The organism is Rhodoferax sp. (assembly GCF_039922535.1).
GTDB lineage: Bacteria > Pseudomonadota > Gammaproteobacteria > Burkholderiales > Burkholderiaceae_C > Rhodoferax_B.
Genome location: NZ_JBDTEM010000380.1, coordinates 1 through 20927, shown reverse-complemented (window position 1 = coordinate 20927; position 20927 = coordinate 1). Strand labels below are relative to the sequence as shown.

General features: G+C 61.0%; 20 protein-coding genes and 1 tRNA gene. 19 read left to right on the top strand and 2 right to left on the bottom strand.

The window, feature by feature from the left end:
- Positions 1-47: 47 nt before the first annotated feature.
- From ABI213_RS18210 to ABI213_RS18150, 13 genes are all read left to right on the top strand, one after another.
- Complete coding sequence (locus ABI213_RS18210; RefSeq protein ID WP_348007973.1) at positions 48-584, top strand: MarR family transcriptional regulator; 537 nt, start codon at positions 48-50, stop codon at positions 582-584.
- On the top strand, positions 574-2013 hold the full coding sequence (locus tag ABI213_RS18205) for an efflux transporter outer membrane subunit (protein ID WP_348007974.1): 1440 nt from the start codon (positions 574-576) through the stop codon (positions 2011-2013). Before ABI213_RS18210 ends, ABI213_RS18205 begins: the two co-directional genes overlap by 11 nt.
- Positions 2014-2061: 48 nt before the next feature.
- The gene (locus ABI213_RS18200) at positions 2062-3399 is read left to right on the top strand and encodes an efflux RND transporter periplasmic adaptor subunit (RefSeq protein WP_348007975.1); all 1338 of its coding nucleotides are present in this window, start codon (positions 2062-2064) and stop codon (positions 3397-3399) included.
- A gap of 24 nt (positions 3400-3423) precedes the next feature.
- Complete coding sequence (locus ABI213_RS18195) at positions 3424-4998, top strand: DHA2 family efflux MFS transporter permease subunit (RefSeq protein WP_348007976.1); 1575 nt, start codon at positions 3424-3426, stop codon at positions 4996-4998.
- Positions 4999-5083: 85 nt separating this feature from the next.
- Entirely contained in the window at positions 5084-6991 is a 1908-nt protein-coding gene (gene thrS, locus ABI213_RS18190; RefSeq protein ID WP_348007977.1) for a threonine--tRNA ligase, read from the top strand.
- Between the two features lie 89 nt (positions 6992-7080).
- On the top strand, positions 7081-7683 hold the full coding sequence (infC, locus tag ABI213_RS18185) for a translation initiation factor IF-3 (protein ID WP_295956980.1): 603 nt from the start codon (positions 7081-7083) through the stop codon (positions 7681-7683).
- Between the two features lie 194 nt (positions 7684-7877).
- Positions 7878-8081 (top strand): 50S ribosomal protein L35, encoded by a 204-nt coding sequence (rpmI, locus tag ABI213_RS18180; RefSeq protein WP_315203975.1) that lies wholly within the window; start codon positions 7878-7880, stop codon positions 8079-8081.
- A 26-nt stretch (positions 8082-8107) separates the two neighbouring features.
- Entirely contained in the window at positions 8108-8467 is a 360-nt protein-coding gene (rplT, locus tag ABI213_RS18175; RefSeq protein ID WP_295956883.1) for a 50S ribosomal protein L20, read from the top strand.
- 103 nt (positions 8468-8570) lie between these two features.
- Entirely contained in the window at positions 8571-9623 is a 1053-nt protein-coding gene (gene pheS, locus ABI213_RS18170) for a phenylalanine--tRNA ligase subunit alpha (RefSeq protein ID WP_348007978.1), read from the top strand.
- A gap of 87 nt (positions 9624-9710) precedes the next feature.
- Positions 9711-12152: a phenylalanine--tRNA ligase subunit beta gene (gene pheT, locus ABI213_RS18165; protein ID WP_348028108.1), complete on the top strand. Its 2442-nt coding sequence runs from the start codon at positions 9711-9713 to the stop codon at positions 12150-12152.
- Positions 12153-12193: 41 nt separating this feature from the next.
- Entirely contained in the window at positions 12194-12505 is a 312-nt protein-coding gene (locus ABI213_RS18160) for an integration host factor subunit alpha (RefSeq protein WP_295956877.1), read from the top strand.
- 140 nt (positions 12506-12645) lie between these two features.
- Positions 12646-13095 (top strand): MerR family transcriptional regulator, encoded by a 450-nt coding sequence (locus ABI213_RS18155; RefSeq protein WP_348007980.1) that lies wholly within the window; start codon positions 12646-12648, stop codon positions 13093-13095.
- A gap of 26 nt (positions 13096-13121) precedes the next feature.
- Positions 13122-13198, top strand: a tRNA-Pro gene (locus ABI213_RS18150).
- 86 nt (positions 13199-13284) lie between these two features.
- On the opposite strand, the gene ABI213_RS18145 is transcribed toward ABI213_RS18150, so the two are convergent.
- On the bottom strand, positions 13285-14175 hold the full coding sequence (locus ABI213_RS18145) for a dienelactone hydrolase family protein (RefSeq protein ID WP_348007981.1): 891 nt from the start codon (positions 14173-14175) through the stop codon (positions 13285-13287).
- 83 nt (positions 14176-14258) lie between these two features.
- Positions 14259-14822 carry a C40 family peptidase gene (locus tag ABI213_RS18140; protein WP_348007982.1) on the bottom strand — a complete coding sequence of 188 codons (564 nt, stop codon included), beginning with the start codon at positions 14820-14822 and terminating at the stop codon, positions 14259-14261.
- Between the two features lie 707 nt (positions 14823-15529).
- On the opposite strand from ABI213_RS18140, the gene ABI213_RS18135 reads away from it, so the two are divergent.
- The 6 genes from ABI213_RS18135 (at position 15530) to ABI213_RS18110 (ending at position 20802) form a co-directional block, all read left to right on the top strand.
- Positions 15530-16552 (top strand): sulfate ABC transporter substrate-binding protein, encoded by a 1023-nt coding sequence (locus tag ABI213_RS18135; protein WP_348028106.1) that lies wholly within the window; start codon positions 15530-15532, stop codon positions 16550-16552.
- A gap of 10 nt (positions 16553-16562) precedes the next feature.
- Positions 16563-17144, top strand: a complete 582-nt coding sequence (gene ssuE / locus ABI213_RS18130) for an NADPH-dependent FMN reductase (protein WP_348007984.1) — start codon at positions 16563-16565, stop codon at positions 17142-17144.
- A gap of 85 nt (positions 17145-17229) precedes the next feature.
- Complete coding sequence (locus tag ABI213_RS18125; protein ID WP_348007985.1) at positions 17230-18180, top strand: aliphatic sulfonate ABC transporter substrate-binding protein; 951 nt, start codon at positions 17230-17232, stop codon at positions 18178-18180.
- A gap of 11 nt (positions 18181-18191) precedes the next feature.
- The gene (locus ABI213_RS18120; protein ID WP_348007986.1) at positions 18192-19193 is read left to right on the top strand and encodes a sulfonate ABC transporter substrate-binding protein; all 1002 of its coding nucleotides are present in this window, start codon (positions 18192-18194) and stop codon (positions 19191-19193) included.
- A 27-nt stretch (positions 19194-19220) separates the two neighbouring features.
- Positions 19221-20396: an FMNH2-dependent alkanesulfonate monooxygenase gene (gene ssuD, locus ABI213_RS18115; RefSeq protein WP_348028104.1), complete on the top strand. Its 1176-nt coding sequence runs from the start codon at positions 19221-19223 to the stop codon at positions 20394-20396.
- Between the two features lie 25 nt (positions 20397-20421).
- A complete protein-coding gene (locus ABI213_RS18110; RefSeq protein ID WP_348007988.1) occupies positions 20422-20802 on the top strand; it encodes a VOC family protein in 381 nt (126 codons plus the stop codon).
- The last annotated feature ends 125 nt before the right edge of the window (positions 20803-20927 follow it).

The window sequence follows — 20927 nt, the reverse complement described above, 5'->3', positions numbered from 1 at the left end:
AAACAAAGACTTGACAGTAATTGCTTAGGCAATTAATAATACGGGCCATGAACACACGCTCAATCTCTGCGCCAGCGTCTGCCCCGGCGTTCTACGCGGCAGACAACTATGTTGCCGGGAACGATGGCGTTGGCCACCTGCTGTCGCGGCTCTTCAACACCATGATCCAGGAACTGGAGCGCCAGTTTGAGCCCAGCGGCCTGACCAATGCGCAATGGAAGCCCTTGTTCAAAATGTCCACCGGCGAGGCATCCACCGTGGCCGAACTGGCCCGCTTTTGCACGCTGGATGCCGGTGGCATGACCCGCATGCTCGACCGCCTGGAGGCCAAAGGCCTGTGCCAGCGGGTGCGCTCCAACGAAGACCGTCGGGTGGTCAACCTGGAGATCACCGAAGCCGGGCGCGATGCCGCTAAGGCCATACCCGAAGTGCTCAGCCGGGTGCAAAACGCCTACCTCGCGGGCTTCTCGGTCGAAGAATGGGAGGCCCTGAAAAGCTACCTGCGCCGCATGCTAGACAACGCCAACGATTTCCAACAAGCCCAACAAACAACATCTGCTGACGGAGAAAACAATGCTTCTTAAATCTATGAATGCCATGCCCCGCCTGGCTTTGGCCGCAGTCGCCTTGGCCGGCCTAGCGGCCTGCGCCAATTACTCGGGCATCACGCCACAGGCCCACATGCAGCCCGCCAGCGTGGTGGGTGTGTCGGATGTGGCCGCTGTCGATGCCGAGTGGTGGCATGGTTTTGGCGACGCGCAGCTCGACCGCCTCGTCACCCAGGCGCTGGACGGCAGCCCCAGTCTGAAGCTGGCGCAGGCCCGCCTGCGCCGCGCCCAGGCGGCCACTGAAGGGGCCCGCTCTGCCACGTTGCCCCAGGTGGGGGCAGATGTGTCGGGCACGCGCCAGCTCTACACCGCCCACGGCCTGTACCCGGCTCCGCTGGCGGGTAATATTTACAACAGCGGCACGGCCCAGCTCAGCGCTAGCTGGGAACTCGACTTTTTTGGCAAAAACCGCGCAGCACTCGATGCCGCCCTGGGCCAAACCCAAGCCGCCCAGGCCGACGCGCAAGCGGCCCGCGTGCTGCTGGTCAGCCAGGTGGCGCGCAGCTACTTCCAACTGCTGCGTTTGAACGGCCAACTGGAGCTGGCCAACCGTACTCTGGCCCAGCGCAACGAGTTGCTGTCGCTGGTGCGCGACCGTGTGAATGCCGGGCTGGACACCCACCTGGAGCTGAACCAAAGCCAGGGCGGCCTGCCCGAAGCCCGCCAGCAGATCGAAGCCCTGAACGAGCAAATCGCCCTGGGCCGCAACGCTTTGTCGGCGCTGGTAGGACAGCCCAATGCGGCAGATGCGCTGGTACTGCCTGCGCTGTCAGCTATTAAAACCGCAGCAAATGCGCAGGCTATTCCCGCCGACCTGCTGGGCCGCCGGGCCGACATCGCTGCCGCCCGCTGGCGCGTAGCAGCCGCCGGCGCCGATATCAATAGCGCCAAAGCCCAGTTCTATCCCGACATCAACCTGGTGGGCTTTGCCGGCTTCTCCAGCATCGGCCTGGGCAACCTGCTGCATGCGGGCAGCGAGCAATGGGGCATTGGCCCGGCCCTCCATTTGCCGATCTTTGACGCGGGCCGTTTGCGCGCCGGCCTGAAGGTCAAAACCGCCGACCTGGATGCCGCGGTCGAGAGCTACAACGCCGCGCTGGTCGATGCCGTGCGCGACGTGGCCGACCAGCTCACTTCGCAGCAGTCCATCGTGCGCCAGCAAGCCGAGCAGCGCGCCGCACAGCAATCCGCCGAAGCCGCTTACGAGATTGCCGTGCAGCGCTACCGCGCCGGGCTGGGCAACTACCTGAACGTATTGACCGCGGAGACCGCCGTGCTGGCCCAACGCCGTTCGCAGGTCGATCTGGCCGCTCGCGCACTGGACACGCAGGTGGCGCTGGTGCGCTCGTTGGGTGGCGGTTACAACGCATCTGCTACTGAATCAATAGCTGCCAGCGCATATTAAACCTGCGCTAGAGCCCTGTTTTTTATAAATTTATCTGAGGTGAACACCATGTCTGATTCCACAACCAACGCTGCCCCCGTTACGCCCGAGGCCGCCGCCGCCAACCCCCAGCGCAAAAAATCCCTGATCACCATCGCCGCCGTGGTGGTGCTGGCCGGGCTGGGCTGGATCGCCTACGACGCCGTCATCGCCAGCCACTATGAAGACACCGACAACGCCTACGTGCAGGGCAATGTGATCCAGATCACCCCGCAGGTCGGTGGCACCGTGATGGCCATCCTGGCCGACGACACCGACTTCGTGAAAGCCGGTCAGCCGCTGGTCAAGCTGGACCCAGCCGACTCCAAGCTGGCCCTGGACCAGGCCGAGGCCAATCTGGCCCAGGCCGTGCGCCAGGTGCGCACCTTTTACGCCAACAACGGCACGCTGACCGCCCAGATCGCCCTGCGTACGGCAGACGTGACGCGCAGCCAAACCGACATCGCCCGCGCCCAAAGCGAAGTCGCCCGTGCGCAGGACGACTTGCGCCGCCGCCAGGCCCTGACCGGCAACGGCGCGGTCTCCAAAGAAGAACTCAGCCACGCCCAAACCCAGTTGGCCACCGCCCAAAGCGGCTTGTCCTCGGTGCAGGCCAGCGTGGCCGCTGCCCAGGCCGGTGTGGCCGCCGCCAAAGAGCAGCTCACCAGCAACCAGGCCATGACCGACGGCACCAGCATCGACCAGCACCCCAGCGTGCTGGCCGCGGCCGCCAAGGTCCGCGAGGCCTACCTGGCCAGCCAGCGTGCGGCCATCCTGGCCCCGGTGGACGGCTATGTCGCCAAGCGCACCATCCAGCTCGGCCAGCGCATCGCGGCGGGCACACCCATGATGTCCATCATCCCGCTGAGCCAGGTGTGGGTGGATGCCAACTACAAAGAAGTGCAGCTGCGCAACATCCGCATCGGCCAAAGCGTCAAGTTGACCGCCGACCTGTACGGCAAGAAGATGGAATACACCGGCACCGTGGCCGGGCTGGGTGTGGGTACGGGTGCGGCCTTTGCGCTGTTGCCCGCGCAAAACGCCACCGGCAACTGGATCAAGGTGGTGCAGCGCGTACCCGTGCGCATCGCCCTGGACCCGCAGCAGCTGGTGAGCCACCCGCTGCGTGTGGGCCTGTCGATGGATGCCACGATTGACGTGACCAAGCAAGACGGCCAGATGCTGGCCGAGGCGCCGCGCAGTGTGGCCTTGTCCACCATGCAGGTGGGTGCCACCCCTGAGAGCGCGGCCGATGCCGATGTGCAGCGTGTGATCACCGCCAACCTGGGCCATGCCGCGGGCAAGAGCAGCAGCAAGGCGATGGCTGTGGCCGCCGCCCCGTCCGCCGCCGTGGCGCAAGCCCAGTAAACCTTTCGGACGGATTGCCTCGCCATGTCCACTGCAGCCTCTGCATTTGCCTACACGCCGCCGCCCCCGCTAGAGGGTTCGGCCCGCATGTGGGGCACCATCGCTTTGTCCACCGCCACGTTCATGAATGTGCTGGACTCGTCGATTGCCAACGTGTCCCTGTCGGCCATCGCCGGGGACCTGGGCGTCAGCCCCAACCAGGGCACCTGGGTGATTACCAGCTTTGCCGTGGCCAACGCCATCTCGGTGCCGCTCACCGGTTGGCTGTCGCAGCGCTTCGGCCAGGTACGGCTGTTCACCATCAGCATTTTGCTGTTCGTACTGGCATCGTGGATGTGCGGCCTGGCCCCCAACATGAGTACGCTGATCGCCTTTCGCATCTTGCAGGGCTTTGTGGCCGGGCCGATGATTCCGTTGTCGCAGGCGCTGCTGCTGTCCAGCTACCCCAAAGCGCTGGCGGGCACGGCGATGGCTATGTGGGCCATGACCACGCTGATAGCGCCGGTGGTGGGCCCGCTGCTGGGCGGCTGGATTACCGACAACATCTCTTGGCCGTGGATTTTCTACATCAACATTCCGGTGGGCTTTCTGGCTGCTGCGGCCACCTGGAACCTGTACCGCAAACGCGAAACGGCCACCAAAAAGCTGCCCATCGACAGCGTGGGCCTGGCCCTGCTGGTCATCTGGGTGGGCGCGCTGCAGATCATGCTGGACAAGGGCAAGGAACTGGACTGGTTCAACTCTACCGAAGTGCAGATATTGGCCGCAGTGGCGTTGGTAGGCTTTTTGTTCTTCGTGGCCTGGGAGCTGACCGACAAGCACCCGGTCACCGACCTGAGCCTGTTTGCCCGGCGCAACTTCTGGGCGGGCACGCTGGCCACCTCGGTAGGTTACGGCTTGTTCTTTGGCAACGTGGTGTTGCTGCCGCTGTGGTTGCAGCAGTACATGGGCTACACCGCCACGCAGGCCGGTTTTGTGCTGGCACCGGTGGGCTTGCTGGCCATCGTGCTGTCACCCCTGGTGGGCAAGAACATCGCCAAGTTTGACCCGCGCCTGTTTGCCACCATGGCCTTCGTGGTGTTCGGCATCGTGCTGTGGATGCGCTCGCGCTTCAATGTGCAGGCCGACGAGGCCACGCTGATGGTGCCCACCATCATCCAGGGCATTGCGATGGCGTGTTTCTTTATCCCGCTGAGCATCCTGACGCTGTCGGGTCTGACCCCAGACCGCATTCCTGCTGCCTCGGGTTTGACCAACTTCGTGCGTATCACCGCCGGTGCCATGGGCACGTCCATCGTCACCACGGTGTGGGAAAGCCGCACCACCTTGCACCACGCGCAGTTGACCGAGTACATCAACGCGGGGCGGCAAACCGCCACCGGCGCGTTGAATGGTTTGGCCAGCGCAGGCATGGAGCCGCAGCAGGCGCTGGAGACAGTGAACCGGCTGATTGGCCAGCAAGCGGCAACTTTGGCGGCCAACGATGTGTTTTTTGCCTCGTCCGTGATGTTCCTGCTGCTGATCCCGCTGGTGTGGATCACCCAGCGCCCGGCCGCGATGGGCAAGGCTGCGGCCGAGGCGGCAGCGGGTGCGCATTGACGGTTAAAATCTAGGGCTCACAAGCTAGCGCGGCTTAACTTTTACGTTATCCACCGCGCTTTTTGCTTTTTAACTCCAGATACCCATGATCCACATCACGCTCCCCGATGGTTCCGTCCGCGAATTTCCTGGCCCAGTCACGGTTGCCGAAGTAGCCGCTACTATCGGCACCGGCTTGGCCAAGGCCGCGCTGGCGGGCAAGATCAACGGTGCCGTGGTGGACACCAGCTACCAGATCACCCAGGACAGCCCGCTGGCCATCATCACCGCCAAGGACGCGGACGGCCTGGACGTGATCCGCCACTCTACCGCCCACTTGCTGGCTTATGCCGTCAAGGACCTGTTTCCCGACGCGCAGGTGACCATCGGCCCGGTGATCGAAAACGGTTTCTTCTACGACTTTTCGTACAAACGCCCATTCACGCCTGACGACCTGGTCGCCATTGAGAAGAAGATGGTCGCCCTGGCCGCCAAAGACGAGCCCGTGACCCGCCGCGTACTGCCACGCGACGAGGCCGTGGCCTATTTCAAAAGCCTGGGCGAGCACTACAAGGCCGAAATCATCGCCAGTATCCCGGCCGACCAGGATGTATCGCTGTACCGCGAAGGCGCGTTCGAAGATCTGTGCCGCGGCCCCCACGTGCCCAGCACCGGCAAGCTGAAGTTCTTCAAGCTGATGAAGCTGGCCGGTGCCTACTGGCGCGGTGATCACAACAACGAAATGCTGCAACGCGTTTACGGCACGGCCTGGGCCAGCAAAGACGATCTGCAAAATTACCTGACGCAGCTGGAAGAAGCCGAAAAGCGCGACCACCGCAAGCTGGGCCGCGAGCTCGACCTGTTCCACATCGACGACCACGCCCCCGGCCTGGTGTTTTGGCACCCCAAGGGCTGGACTGTCTGGCAAGGCGTAGAGCAGTACATGCGCAAGGTGTACCAAGACAACGGCTACCAGGAAGTCAAAGGCCCGCAGGTCATCGACAAGACGCTGTGGGAGAAAACCGGCCACTGGGACAAGTACCGCGAAAACATGTTCACCACGGAATCGGAAAAGCGCGAATACGCCCTGAAACCGATGAACTGCCCCGGCCACATTCTGATTTTCAAGCAAGGCATCAAGAGCTACCGCGACCTGCCGCTGCGCTACGGCGAATTCGGCCAGTGCCATCGCAACGAGCCCTCGGGCGGCCTGCATGGCATCATGCGCGTGCGTGGTTTCACGCAGGACGACGGGCACATTTTCTGCACCGAAGACCAGATCTTGCAAGAGTGCGTGAACTACACCGCGTTGCTGCAGAAGGTCTATGCCGACTTTGGCTTCAACAACATCATCTACAAGGTGGCCACGCGCCCTGAAAAGCGCATCGGCTCGGATGAGATTTGGGACAAGGCCGAACACGCCTTGATGGAATGCCTGCGCGCGTCCGGGGTCGAGTTTGAAATTTCCCCCGGCGACGGTGCTTTCTATGGCCCCAAAATCGAATACACCCTGAAAGATGCGATTGGCCGCCAGTGGCAATGCGGCACGATGCAGGTTGATTTCTCCATGCCCGAGCGCCTGGATGCCGAGTTTGTGGGTGAAGACGGTGCCCGGCACCGCCCGGTCATGCTGCACCGCGCCATCCTTGGCAGTCTGGAGCGTTTTATCGGCATTTTGATCGAGCAACATGCTGGCGCATTGCCCACTTGGCTGGCTCCGGCGCAGGTTTCCATCCTCAATATCTCGGAGTCGCAGGACGATTACTGTCGTGAAATTGCCAAAACGCTGCAAGATCAAGGGCTTAGGGTGCAGTTGGATTTACGCAATGAAAAAATAACGCGTAAAATACGAGAGCATTCGATGCAAAAGCTTCCCTACATCCTTGTCGTAGGCGACAAAGAAAAAGAAGCTGGGTCCGTCGCAGTGCGCGCCCGGGGCAATATTGACCTCGGTGTGATGTCGCTACAGGACTTTCAGTCCAAAATTGCCAGTGACATCACTCTAAAACTGTAGTTTTTAAATAAACCTAGGCTTTAGCGCACGCCCTGTCTGCGGTAGTTGCTATTTTTACTATAGCATTCTGATTTTTAAGGATTTGAGCCATCGCTACTGAATTTCGTGACCGCCGTCACCGCGAAGAACGCAAACACCGTCTGAACCGTGAAATCATGGCCCCGGAAGTTCGTCTTTCCGGCCCAGAAAATGAGCCCTTAGGCATAGTCAGCCTGATGGAAGCTTTGCGTTTGGCCGGTGAATACGATGTGGACTTGGTTGAAATTGTTGCTACGGCGAACCCGCCGGTCTGTCGTTTGATGGACTACGGCAAGTTCAAATACCAGGAACAAAAGAAAGCGGCTGACGCGAAGTCCAAGCAAACGGTGATCGAGATCAAGGAAATCAAATTCCGTCCCGGTACCGACGATGGCGACTACAACATCAAGATGCGCAATATCAAGCGTTTCCTGGCCGACGGCGACAAGTGCAAGATCACTTTGCGTTTTCGGGGGCGAGAAATCACCCACCAGGAAATCGGTATGGCCTTGCTGCAACGCATCCGCAACGACTTGCAAGATCTGATTATCGTGGAGCAGTTTCCCAAGTTGGAAGGCCGCCAGATGATCATGATGATCGCGCCTGGCAAGAAGAAGCCAGCGTCCAGCAAGCCCGCCGCAGAAGCTGCGCCAGCGCCTGTCACGGCATCGTAAGAATTTCAGCCCGCAGGTCTCGGCTTGCGGGTTGTAAATGCAGAGAAATGCAAGTTTCTCTGCCTGAAGCGGGGGGTGAAAGCCCACCGCTCAGAAGTGGAGAGTGAAAACTCGCCACTAAGAAGTGGCTCGGGGCCAACAAGTCTGGGATCGGTTTCCAGCGCCTCACGAGCACAATGAACAGGAGCATTGAAATGCCCAAAATGAAGACCAAGAGCGCGGCGAAAAAACGCTTTCGCGTTCGTCCAGGTGGTACCGTTAAACGCGGCCACGCCTTCAAACGTCACATCTTGACCAAGAAGACCACCAAAAATAAACGCCAGTTGCGCGGTTCTACTGCAGTGCATGAGACCAATATGGGTCACATGGCGCAGATGCTGCCCGGCCGTGGTATTTGATTTAACGACGAACAAGGAGTAAATACATGCCTCGCGTCAAACGTGGTGTAACGGCTCGCGCCCGCCACAAAAAAGTTCTCGCCCTTGCTAAAGGTTTCCGCGGTCGCCGCGGTAATGTTTACCGCGTCGCCAAAGAAGCGGTAATGAAGGCTGGGCAATATGCCTACCGTGACCGTCGGACCCGCAAGCGGGTGTTCCGTCAGCTGTGGATTGCCCGTATCAACGCCGCCGCGCGTGAATGCGGTTTGACCTACAGCCAGTTCGCCAATGGCCTGAAGAAGGCAGCCATCGAGATCGACCGCAAAGTGCTGTCCGATATCGCTGTGCACGACAAGGCGGCTTTTGCCAGCATCGTGGAGCAAGTCAAGGCCCGTCTGGCTGCTTGATTCCCCACGCTAGTTTGCTATTCTTTGAGTAGCATTCTGTGCAAGTAAACCAAGGGCTAGAGCTTGAAAAGGCGCTAGCCCTTTGTCATTTCCAAGAGATCTTATGAACGAGTTGGACGCGATTGTCAGTGCAGCACACAGCAGTTTCCTGGGGGCCAGCACGCCCGCCGATCTGGAGAATGCCAAAGCCCAGTTTTTAGGTAAATCCGGTCGCATCACCGAGCTGATGAAGGGCATGGGGGCCCTGAGCGTAGAAGAAAAAAAATCACGCGGTGCCGCCATCAACCTGGCCAAACAGGCCATCGAAGCCGCTTTGACCGCACGCCGCAAAGCCTTGGCCGATGCCGAGCTGGAGCAGCAACTCAAGGCCGAGGCCCTCGACGTGACCTTGCCGGGCCGCCAGCGCGGGCAGGGCGGTTTGCACCCCGTGTCCCTGACGCTGGAGCGCATCGAGGCTATCTTCGGCTCCATGGGTTTTGAAGTTGCCCAAGGCCCTGAGATCGAGTCCGACTGGTTCAACTTCACCGCGCTGAACACGCCTGAAGACCATCCTGCGCGCTCTATGCACGATACGTTTTACGTCGAAGGCGGCACAGCCACCGCGCCCAACTTGCTGCGCACCCACACCAGTCCGATGCAGATCCGCCATGCGGTGACGCACGTGAAAAAACACCGCGCCGCCATTGACGCGGGTCAGGTCATGCCCGAGATCCGCGTGATCGCGCCCGGCCGCACTTACCGCGTGGACAGCGATGCCACCCACTCGCCGATGTTCCACCAGTGCGAAGGCTTGTGGATCGGCGAGAACGTTAGCTTCAAAGACCTGAAAGTAGTCTTCACCGATTTCTGCCGTACCTTCTTTGAGTCGGATGACCTGGTACTGCGTTTTCGCCCCAGCTTCTTTCCGTTCACCGAGCCCAGTGCCGAAATCGACATCCAGTTCCAGAGTGGCCCCTTGTCGGGTCGTTGGCTGGAAGTGGCCGGCTCCGGCCAGGTGCACCCGAACGTGGTGCGCAATATGGGTCTGGACCCCGAAAAATACATCGGCTTTGCCTTCGGCATGGGCCCGGACCGTCTAACCATGCTGCGCTACGGTGTGAACGACCTGCGATTGTTTTTTGATGGCGACATCCGTTTCCTCAGCCAGTTTCAATAAATCCAAGAGTTACGCTAGCCACCTGATCGCCCGGACGACATCAAGGTGCACTGCGTAAGTTCTACAACTTTTCAGCAGAACTAGACCATGCAATTTCCCGAATCCTGGTTGCGCGCTTTCTGCAACCCCGACCTGACCACCGAGCAACTGGCCGACACCTTGACCATGGCCGGGTTGGAGGTTGAAGAACTCAAACCCGTGGCCCCGCCGTTTACCGGCATCGTCGTGGGAGAAATCAAGACTGCCGAACAGCACCCGAATGCCGACCGCCTGCGTATCTGTAACGTCGATGTCGGCCAAGCGGAGCTGCTAAACATCGTTTGCGGTGCACCGAATGCCCGCGTCGGTATCCGTGTGCCCTGCGCGCTGGTGGGTGCCGAATTGCCGCCTGGTGAAGATGGAAAGCCTTTCGTGATTAAGGTTGGCAAGCTGCGCGGCGTTGAAAGCCAAGGCATGCTGTGCTCGGCCCGCGAACTCAAGCTGTCCGAAGACCAAGGGGGCCTGCTGGAGCTGGCGGCCGATGCGCCTCTGGGCCAGAACATCCGCGAATATTTGACGCTGGATGACACCTTGTTCACCCTCAAGCTCACGCCAAATTTGGCGCACTGCCTGAGCGTGTTTGGCGTAGCCCGCGAAGTCGCCGCGCTGACCGGTGCACCCTTGCTGCAGCCCAGCTTCCCCGCTGTGGCGGTGAAAAGAACCGACCGCGTGCCAGTCAAAATCAGCGCCCCCGACCTGTGTGGCCGTTTTTCGGGCCGTGTGGTGCGCAACGTCAATCCCAAAGCCACCACCCCGCAATGGATGGTGGACCGCTTAGCGCGCTGCGGCCAACGCAGCGTGACGGCATTGGTGGACATCTCCAACTACGTGATGTTTGAGCTGGGCCGCCCCTCGCATATTTTTGATCTGGACAAAATCCACGGGGGACTCGATGTGCGCTGGGGCCAGCCCGGCGAGCAGCTCAAGCTGCTGAACGGCAACACCGTTACCGTCGACGAAAAAGTCGGTGTGATTGCCGATGACAGTCAGGTCGAGTCACTGGCGGGCATCATGGGCGGCGATGCAACGGCCGTGTCGGACGATACAGTCAACATCTATGCTGAAGCCGCTTTCTGGTGGCCCAAGTCGATTGCGGGCCGTTCGCGCCGTTACAACTTCTCTACCGATGCTGGGCACCGCTTCGAGCGCGGCGTGGATGCTAGCAACACCGTGGAGCACTTGGAACGTATCACGCAATTGATTTTGGACATCTGCGGTGGCGAAGCCGGTCCGATGGACGACACCCAGGTTAACGTGCCGAAAGCTGTGCCAGTCACTTTGCGCGTGGCACGGGCCGTCAAAGTCATCGGCATGCCGCTGACCCAGGCGCAGTGCGCCGACGCATTGATCCGCCTCGGTTTGCCAGTGGTGGAGGGCGATGGCGTGCTGACCGTGACCCCGCCGTCTTACCGTTTCGATCTGACCATTGAAGAAGATTTGATCGAGGAAATCGTGCGTATGGTGGGCTACAACCAGTTGCCCACTACGCCACCGCTGGCCCCCATCACCGCCAAAATCCGCACTGAAGCACAGCGCAGCCCATTCGCTGTGCGCCGTGCTTTGGCGGGTTTGGGTTACCAGGAAACCATCAACTTCAGCTTTGTCGAAGAACGCTGGGAGAAAGAGCTGGCGGGCAACCCTAACCCCATCCAGCTGCTGAATCCGATTGCAAGCCAAATGAGTGTCATGCGCTCGTCCCTTATGGGTTCTTTGCTACAAGTTTTGAAGTTTAATCTTGACCGAAAAGCGAACCGGGTGCGGGTGTTTGAGTTAGGCCGCGTGTTTTTGCGCGATGCCAACGCCGTGAACTCCGACACCACTGTGGCGGGCTTTCACCAGCCCATGCGGGTGGCGGGCATCAGCTTCGGTGCGGCCGACCGGCTGCAATGGGGGCGCAGTGAACAGGCGGCTGACTTCTTCGATATGAAGGGCGACGTGGAGGCGCTACTGGCGCCGCTGCCCGTCCAGTTTGAGGCGGCTGAACATCCTGCTTTGCACCCTGGCCGTTGCGCGCGGGTGCTGGTGGGTGGACAGGTGATTGGTTTTATCGGCGAACTGCATCCGCAATGGCGCCAGGCCTATGACTTGGCGCAGGCGCCGATGCTGTTTGAGCTGGAGCTGGATGCCGTACTGCAACGGCCCGTACCGGTATTTGCGCCTGTGGCCAAGCACCAGTCGGTTGAACGCGATATTGCCGTCATCGTGGCCGAAGCGGTTGGCCATGGTGCACTGTTGGCAGCCACACAGGCTGCCGCTACGGATGGGTTGTTGCGCGACACCGTGGTGTTTGACATCTACCGCCCTAAGCCTTCGCCCAAAGGCACTGAGCCTGTGCCTACAGGCGGCTTGGCGCAAGGTGAGAAGAGCGTTGCGCTGCGTCTCACGCTCAACAGTCTGGATGGCACGCTGACCGAGCTGCAGATCGAGTCTACGGTGCAGGCGATACTGGCCCAGCTCGGTACGCAATGCGGTGCGCGTCTGCGCGCCTGAGCGCAGCGGTTTTGATCTCACACGACAACCTGGAGAAAGCCGTGGAAATTGCGGTTGAAAGTCTGGAAACCCCAGCCCTGACCAAGGCCCAACTGGCCGATTTGCTGTTCGAGCAAATCGGCCTGAACAAGCGCGAGTCTAAAGATATGGTGGATGCCTTTTTTGACCTGGTCAGCACCAGCCTGGTCGAGGGCACGGATGTCAAGATTTCAGGTTTCGGTAACTTCCAAATTCGCATCAAAGCCCCCCGGCCTGGCCGCAACCCGCGCACGGGCGAAGCGATTCCCATTGATGCCCGCCGGGTCGTGACTTTCCACGCCAGCCACAAGCTCAAAGAGCAAATCCAGGGCTGAAAGAATTTTTGCTGTACCCATATTGGCGTGATATTTTTCACGCAGGTGGCCGAGGTGCTGCGAACTAATTTTCCGTCTATGTGTTACTTCGGGTACCCTTGTGGGTTGCTCGCGCATTCCACAGGATCACATTGATTTTTATGGGAAATTCCCTCCCGTCCATCCCCGCCAAACGCTACTTCACCATTGGCGAGGTGGCGGATCTGTGCGGGGTGAAACCGCACGTGCTGCGCTATTGGGAGCAGGAATTCACCCAGTTGCGGCCCATGAAGCGGCGTGGTAACCGGCGCTACTACCAGCACCACGAAGTGCTGATGATCCGCCGGATCCGCGACCTTCTCTATGACCAGGGCTTCACCATCAGTGGTGCGCGCAACAAGCTGCAGGAACTTGTGCAAGGCGACCGCGACAAGCAGCGCCTGGGGGATGTTATGTTGGACGACATGGATGCTCTGGACGAAGGTGACACATCGTTTGAGCGCCTGGAGGATGTGGTCACGCTGGACTATGACGACGCTGCCGCCCAGCACCTTTTATCGGTACGCCAAGAATTATTCGAAATTCGTGACTTGCTCTCAGAAGTGCTCTAAGCGCAGGCTATAATACAAGGCTTGATCGGTGTGTGGCGCAGCCTGGTAGCGCACTTGCATGGGGTGCAAGGGGTCGAAGGTTCGAATCCTTTCACACCGACCATTTAATACCCAAAAACCTCTAAGAAATTTTTTCTTAGAGGTTTTTTTTATGGGCGATAAAAAATGTCTTTAGGGCATTCGGGATATTCAACCGCGCAGGTTCTGGTTGAAGAACGCCAGGGTCCGCTCCCATGCGAGTTTGGCCGCCGCCGCGTCATAGCGGGGCGTGGTGTCGTTATTGAATCCGTGTTGTGTGCCTGGATATTGGTAGGCGGTGTAGCGCACGGCAGCGGCTTTCAGGGCGGCTTCGTACACCGGCCAAGAGGCATTGATGCGTTCATCGACGGCGGCAAAGTGCATTAGCAAGGGTGCTTTGACCTGGCTGGCGGCGCTGGCGGCGGGTTGGTTGCCGTAGAAGGGCACGGCGGCACCCAGGTCGGGCAGGCGCGTTGAGAGTATGTGGGCCACGCCACCACCGAAGCAGAAACCGACCACGCCGATTTTGCCGACCGCCTCGGGGCGGGCTTTGAGGAAGTTGGCTGCTGCTACAAAGTCTTCCGCGGTTTTGGTCTGGTCGAGCTGGGCAAACAAGGCCACGGCTTTTTGCTCATCACCGGGGTATCCGCCGAGCGGCGTTAGTGCGTCGGGCGCGAAGGCGACGAAGTTGTCCAGTGCCAAGCGCCGAGCGATGTCTTCGATGTGGGGGTTCAGGCCGCGGTTTTCGTGCACCACCAAGATGGCGGGCAGGGGGCCTGTGGCGTTGGCGGGGCGGGCCAAGTAGCCTTTGACCGTACCGGAGCCGTTAGGAGACGCGTAGGACAGCGTTTCGGTGGCGATACGAGGGTCGGTGGGGGTGACTTGCTGGCCTAGCGCGAAATTGGGGCTGAGCGCTCCGAGCAGCATGGTGGCGGTAACGCCGCCTACGGCAAACTTTTGGGCTTTCTCCAGAAAACCTCTGCGGTCCAGTGTGCCGTGCACGTAGGCATCGAACAATATCAGCAGTTCCTGGTCGAAATCCTGGGCGGTTTTTCGCTGCATGGGCTGTCTCCAAAAGAATGGAGCTTATCGGCTTGGCCGATTTCCGCAAAGACCGTCAGAACTGGCAGGTTTTACCGCCGAAGCTACTTGGTCGAAGGGATATCAGCTTCGGCGTTGGGGGTGACGCGGCGGGCGCCATCAAAGCGGCGTTGCCAGTAAGCAGTACGCATGTCTTCTACGCGGACTTCGGAACCGGTGCGGGGAGCGTGGATGAATTTACCATCGCCCACATAAATACCCACATGGCTGAAGGCTCTGCGCATGGTGTTGAAGAACACCAGGTCGCCAGGGCGCAATTCGCTTTTTTCAATACGGTCGGTGGCGGCCGCTTGTTCGTTGGCACGGCGAGGCAGAACCAAACCGACGGTTTGCTCGTACATGGCGCGAACAAAGCCGCTGCAATCGAAGCCGGTTTCGGCTGAAGTGCCACCAAATTTGTACGGTACGCCCAGGAACCCCATCGCGTTAACCACCAAGTCCGAAGCCCGGGTGCTAACGGTTTGCCGTACCTGTTCCAGCTGGTCAATGGTATGGGTTAGCAGACCGCGATCGGCCAGTAACTTGTCCATGTCTTCTTGGATGGTGGTCTGAGGCGCAGCGTGTACAGATGCGCATACAAGAGATAAAACAGCGAGCCATTTATGCATCGGTCGAAGGTTAGAGGCTATGGCGAGATTAGTCAAGTCTGGAGGGCTGCGTAAGCTGTTGATTCATAATGAACTTTACCATAAGGTTCGAAAATATCAGGATACAAGATGGTTTTTGGGTGCTTGGCCGGGCAGCAAAGACATTGCAACCCAGGGTTTACGCGGGCAAACCCGTGGTTGGATGGAATTTTGGCAGTTGGTGCAAGTTCAATATGCGCTAGTAGCTATTATTTAAATAGCAAATGGAGGCGGCTGTTTGGACTACCCGAATGCCGGTTCGCGCATCATCTTTTCGGCACCGTTCATGGCAAAGACAGCCGCCCGGCCCCAAATACGCCATGCACACGTTCTCGCGCCTCAAATATGGCGCCGGTGGCACCACGCTCGCAGAGGCTGTTTACGATTTATTCCACCCCCCAACACATCGTAAACAGACTCTTGGACACTGGCGCTTTGTTTGCCGGGGGTGACGCGCCCCGGCACCGACATGCAATCGAATGTAGCTTTCTGCCGCCAAACTACAAGCAGGCCGAGCACGCCGCGTGCCAACTATGTCCGACGGAGAGGGCTAATTTTTGACTTGGACGTGCCAGTCCATGCGCTTGAGATGTTTAAGTAATAAACAACTGAGAATTCATTCGTTCCAGTTTTGATGGTTGGCTTTCAGAATCCAACCCATCGCACTTTATCTGGAACTGTAATCCTCTATGTTGACCCGCCGCCATCTCTCTAAAGCCCTTGTCGCCATCGCCGCCGCCGCCGCAGGTCTGTCGGTTCATGCCCAGGCACCCGCCCCGGTGACCTTGCTCAACGTGTCTTACGACCCGACCCGCGAGTTCTACAAAGACTTTAACGCCGCCTTTGCCAAAGACTGGCTGGCCAAGAACAAGCAAGAGGTCACCATCAAGCAGTCGCACGGTGGCTCGGGCAAGCAGGCGCGCTCGGTAATTGACGGGCTGGAGGCCGATGTGGTTACCCTGGCCCTGGCCTACGACGTAGACGCGCTGCATGAATACGGCAAGCTGATTCCCGCCGACTGGCAAAAGCGCCTGCCGCAAAACGCCTCGCCCTACACCAGCACCATCGTGTTTCTGGTGCGCAAGGGCAACCCCAAGAAGATTGCCGACTGGTCCGACCTGGTGCGCCCCGGCATCGGCATCGTCACGCCCAACCCCAAAACCTCCGGCGGCGCCCGCTGGAACTACCTGGCCGCCTGGGGCTTTGCCGTGAAGAAGAACGGGGCCGATGAAGCCCATGCCCGCGACTTCGTGAAAGCCCTGTACAGCAACGCCGTCACGCTGGATTCCGGTGCCCGCGGTGCCACCACCAGCTTTACCGAACGCGGCCAGGGCGACGTTCTGATCGCCTGGGAAAACGAGGCCTACCTGGCGCTGCAAGAGTTTGGCAAAGACAAGTTCGAGATCGTCACCCCCAGCCTGTCCATCCTGGCCGAGCCACCCGTAAGCGTGGTCGACAAAGTGGTGGACAAGCGCGGCACCCGCAAGGTGGCCGAGGCCTACCTGCAGTACCTGTACAGCCCCGTGGGCCAGGACCTGGCAGGCAAGAACTTTTACCGCCCGCGGGACAAAGCCGCCGCTGCCAAGTACGCCAAGCAGTTTGGCAATGTGAACCTGTTCACCATCGACGAACTCTTCGGCGGTTGGACCAAGGCACAAAAGACCCATTTCGCCGATGGTGGCGTGTTCGATCAAATCTACGGCAAAAAGTAAGGAGCCCGGCATGTCCATTCTTCTGATTGCCGGTAGCCCGTCCGAGCGCTCGCGCTCCGCCGCCTTGTTGGATGCGGTGCAACTGCACCTGGCGCTGCGCGGGGCCGAGGTAGAGCGGGTGCTGATCCGCGACCTGTCGCCCCAGGCGCTGGTGTTGGCCGACGTGGCCCACCCCAGCATTGCGCAGGCGGTGGCCAAGGTGGCGCGGGCGCAGGCCATCGTAGTGGCCACGCCCATCTACAAAGCAGCCTACAGCGGTGTGCTGAAGCTGTTTCTAGACCTGTTGCCGCAGACCGGCTTCAAAGGCAAAACCATCTTGCCCATGGCCACCGGTGGCAGCCCGCACCACATGCTGGCGCTGGACTATGCGCTGCGCCCCGTGCTGCAGTCGCTGGGGGCCGACCACATTCTGCCGGGGGTGTTTGCCACCGATGGACAGGTGGTTTTGCTACCGCCCGATGGCCACCAGTTGGACGATGACCTGGCGCAGCGCCTAAAGCGTGCGGCCGGTTTGCTGCCAGTGTCCAAGGACTGGGGCAAGCAAGCGGCCAACGCCCCCATCCATTTCTCCCGCGTGCGCTGTAGCGTTTAAACGCTCCCTCGGCTCCCTACTTTTTTGACATGGCTGCAACGCGGCAGGGCGAAGCCTTGCCTGCGCACCACCCCAAGGACTTTTTATGAACGCATCCAAGCTGATCTCCCGCCGCCACGTGCTGGCCGCCAGCGCGCTGGCCGTACCCGCTTTCAACAGCTTCGCCCAGGCCCCACGCGTCTTCCGCATCGGCAACCAGAAAGGCGTTTTGAGCTTTTTGAAAGCCCGTGGCACGCTGGAAAAGCGCCTGGCTCCGCTGGGTGCCAGCGTGACCTGGACCGAATTCAACGCCGGGCCGGTGCAGCTCGAAGCGCTCAACGTCGGTGCCATCGACTTCGGCGACGTGGGCGAAGCCCCGCCGATCTTTGCCCAGGCCGCCGGTGCGCCGCTGGTCTACGTGGCCGCCACCGCGCCGCTGGTCGCCAGTGAGGCGATCATCGTGCCCAAGGGCTCGGCCATCCAGAAGCTGGCGGACCTGAAGGGCAAGAAAGTCGCCTACAACAAGGGCTCGAACGTGCAGTTCTTCCTGGCCAAGCTGCTGGAGAAAAACGGCCTGGCCTACACCGACGTGCAGCACATCCACCTGGCACCTGCCGATGCACGCGCCGCTTTCACCCAGGGCTCGGTGGATGCCTGGGTGATCTGGGACCCGTTCCTCGCGGCGGCGCAAAAGACGCTGGATGCCCGCCTGCTGGCCGATGCCACTGGCGTGGTCAACAACCGGGGTTACTACTTCAGTTCGCGCAGCTTTGCCGACAAGAACGCCGACATCCTGCGCATCGCGGTGGAGGAGGTCACGGCCATTGACAAATGGTTTGGCACCGACCGTGCCGCCGCTGCCGCCGAATACGCCGCCATCCTGGGGCTGGACCGCAGTGTGGCCGAGCTGAGCTTGCAGCGCCGCCCCATCGGCACGGTGGTCGTCACCAAATCCATCCTGGCCGAGCAGCAGCAGATTGCCGACACCTTCTTTGAGCTGAAGCTGCTGCCGCGCAAGATCAGCATTCTGGAAGCCGCCCAGGCGGGCGTGGCCTGAGGAGCACGGCCATGCACCACCCCAACGACCGGCGCAACGCTTTGCGCCTGCTGGCGGCCAGTGCCGCAAGTTTTGGGCTTTTTAGCCCTCTGGCGCTGATTCCACCTGCGCAGGCAGCTACTAAAAACGTAGCGAATGCGCCTTTGCAGCAACTCCAGCAATTACGTATTGGCTACCAAAAGTCCGCCGTCAACCTGGTCATCGCCAAGCAACTGGGCTGGCTGGAGAAGCGCCTGCCCGCCACCAAGATCAGCTGGCTGGAGTTTCCTGCCGGGCCGCAACTGCTGGAGGCCTTGTCGGTCGGCAGCCTGGAATTTGGCCTCACTGGCGATGCACCCCCGGTGTTCGCCCAGGCCGCAGGCAAAGACCTGGTCTACGTAGGGGCCGAGCCGCCCAAGCCCGACAGCTCCGCCATCCTGACCCAGGCCGATTCACCCCTGCGCACTCTGGCCGACCTGAAGGGCCGCAAGGTGGCGCTGCAAAAGGGGTCGAGTGCGCACTTTCTGCTGGTGCGGGCCGTGGAAAAGGCCGGTTTGCAGTGGGGCGACATCCAGCCCATCTACCTCACACCCGCCGATGCGCGGGCCGCGTTCGAGCGCAAAAGTGTGGATGCCTGGGCCATTTGGGACCCGTTCTACGCCGCCACCGAGCTGGCGGTGCAGCCCCGCGTGCTGGCCAATGGCCGGGGCCTGTCGAACAACAACTCGTTTTACCTGGCATCAAGAACCTTTGCCAGCCAGCACCCGCAGGCGATTGCCGTGCTGTTTGAAGAGCTGACCCACGCCGACCGCCTGGCCCAGGACGACCGCAAGCAGGCCATCCAGCTGATTGCAGACTTCAGCGGGCTGGATGCGGGCGTGGTCAGCCTGTTTTTGACCCGCCGCCCGCGCTCGCCCGTGGCCCCGCTGGCGGCAGCCACCGTGGCCGACCAGCAGCGCGTGGCGCAGGCGTTTTTCAAGATCGGCCTGGTCCCCAAACCCCTCAACGTGGCCGATGCCGTGTTGAAAACCTAACTTTCACGTTCATTTTTTGAGGTTGCCATGCAAGTTTTCTGGTTCATCCCCACCCACGGCGACAGCCGCTACCTCGGCACGGCGCAAGGCGCGCGCGAGATCGACCACAACTACCTGAAGCAAGTCGCCCAGGCGGCCGACAGCCTGGGCTATGAAGGCGTGTTGCTACCCACCGGCCGCTCGTGTGAAGACCCCTGGGTCGTGGCGGCCAGCCTGTTGCCCGTCACCCAACGCCTGAAGTTCCTGGTCGCCGTGCGCCCCGGCCTGCACCAGCCCAGCCTGGCTGCACGCATGGCGGCTACCTTCGACCGGCTTTCTGGCGGGCGGCTGATGATCAACCTGGTGACCGGCGGCGACCAGACCGAGCTGGAAGGCGACGGCGTGTACCTGGACCACGCCCAGCGCTACCAGCAGTCGGCCGAGTTCATCCGCATCTGGCGCGAGATTCTGGCCCGCAGCCACAACGGCGAGAGCTTTGACTTTGAAGGCGAACACCTCAGCGTCAAGGGGGCCAAGCTGCTGTACCCGCCAGTGCAAAAGCCGTATCCACCGGTGTACTTTGGCGGCTCGTCGGACGCGGCGCACGACCTGGCCGCCGAGCAGGTCGATACCTACCTGACCTGGGGCGAACCGCCTGCCGAAGTGGCGAAGAAGGTGGCCGACGTGCGCGCCCGTGCCGCCAAACACGGCCGCACGGTCAAGTTCGGCATCCGCCTGCACGTCATCGTGCGCGAAACCGATGCCGAGGCCTGGGCCGCTGCCGACAGCCTGATCAGCAAGCTGGACGACGACACCGTCATCCGTGCCCAGGCTGCGTTTGCCAGGATGGACTCGGCAGGCCAGCGCCGCATGGCCGCGCTGCACGGCAGTGGCAAAAAGCGCACCCGGGCCGACCTGGAAATCAGCCCCAACCTGTGGGCGGGCGTGGGCCTGGTGCGCGGTGGCGCGGGCACGGCCCTGGTGGGCGACCCGCAAACCGTGGCCGCCCGCATGCAGGAGTACGCCGACATCGGGCTGGACACCTTTGTGCTGTCCGGCTACCCGCACCTGGAAGAGGCCTACCGCTTCGCCGAACTGGTGTTCCCGCTGCTGCCAAATAAGTTGCAAGAGAAGTTGCAAGGCCAGTTACCCGGCCAGCGCCTTACCGGCCCGTTTGGCGAAGTAGTGGCCAACGAATACCTGCCCCGTGTATCCCAAAGCTAAAGATCAAGCCGAAGCAAGGAAACCCATGACCATCCACTCCATACACCACGCCCAGCTGCCGTTCCGCGCGGGCGACGAGGCGCAAATCCGGCGCTTTTATAACCAGTTGATCGGCCTGACCGAGTTCCACGGGGGGGCGCCCGCCGGAGCGCCGCTGCGTTTTGTGGCCGGGCAGCAGCGCATCGACCTGGTGCCTACCGACAACTGGCAGCCCAACCCCATCCCCAACCATTTGGCGTTCGAGGTGCAAGGCCTGCCTACGTTGCGCAGCCGCCTGCTGCAGGCCCAGGTGCCGCTGGAAGAAAGCCGCCCGCTGGTGGGCTACCTGCGCTTTTACGTCAAAGACCCGGCGGGCAACCAGCTGGAGTTTTTGGAACCCGACGCTTCACAGGCGAGCACGGTATGAGCGGCCCCCTGACCTACGAGCGTGAGCTGCAAATCACGCCATTCCCCACCACCGTGGCCGACGCACCCGACACGCCAGAAACTCCATTCCCCTTCAAGGCCTTCGCCGCCAGCGTGGGCCAGGGC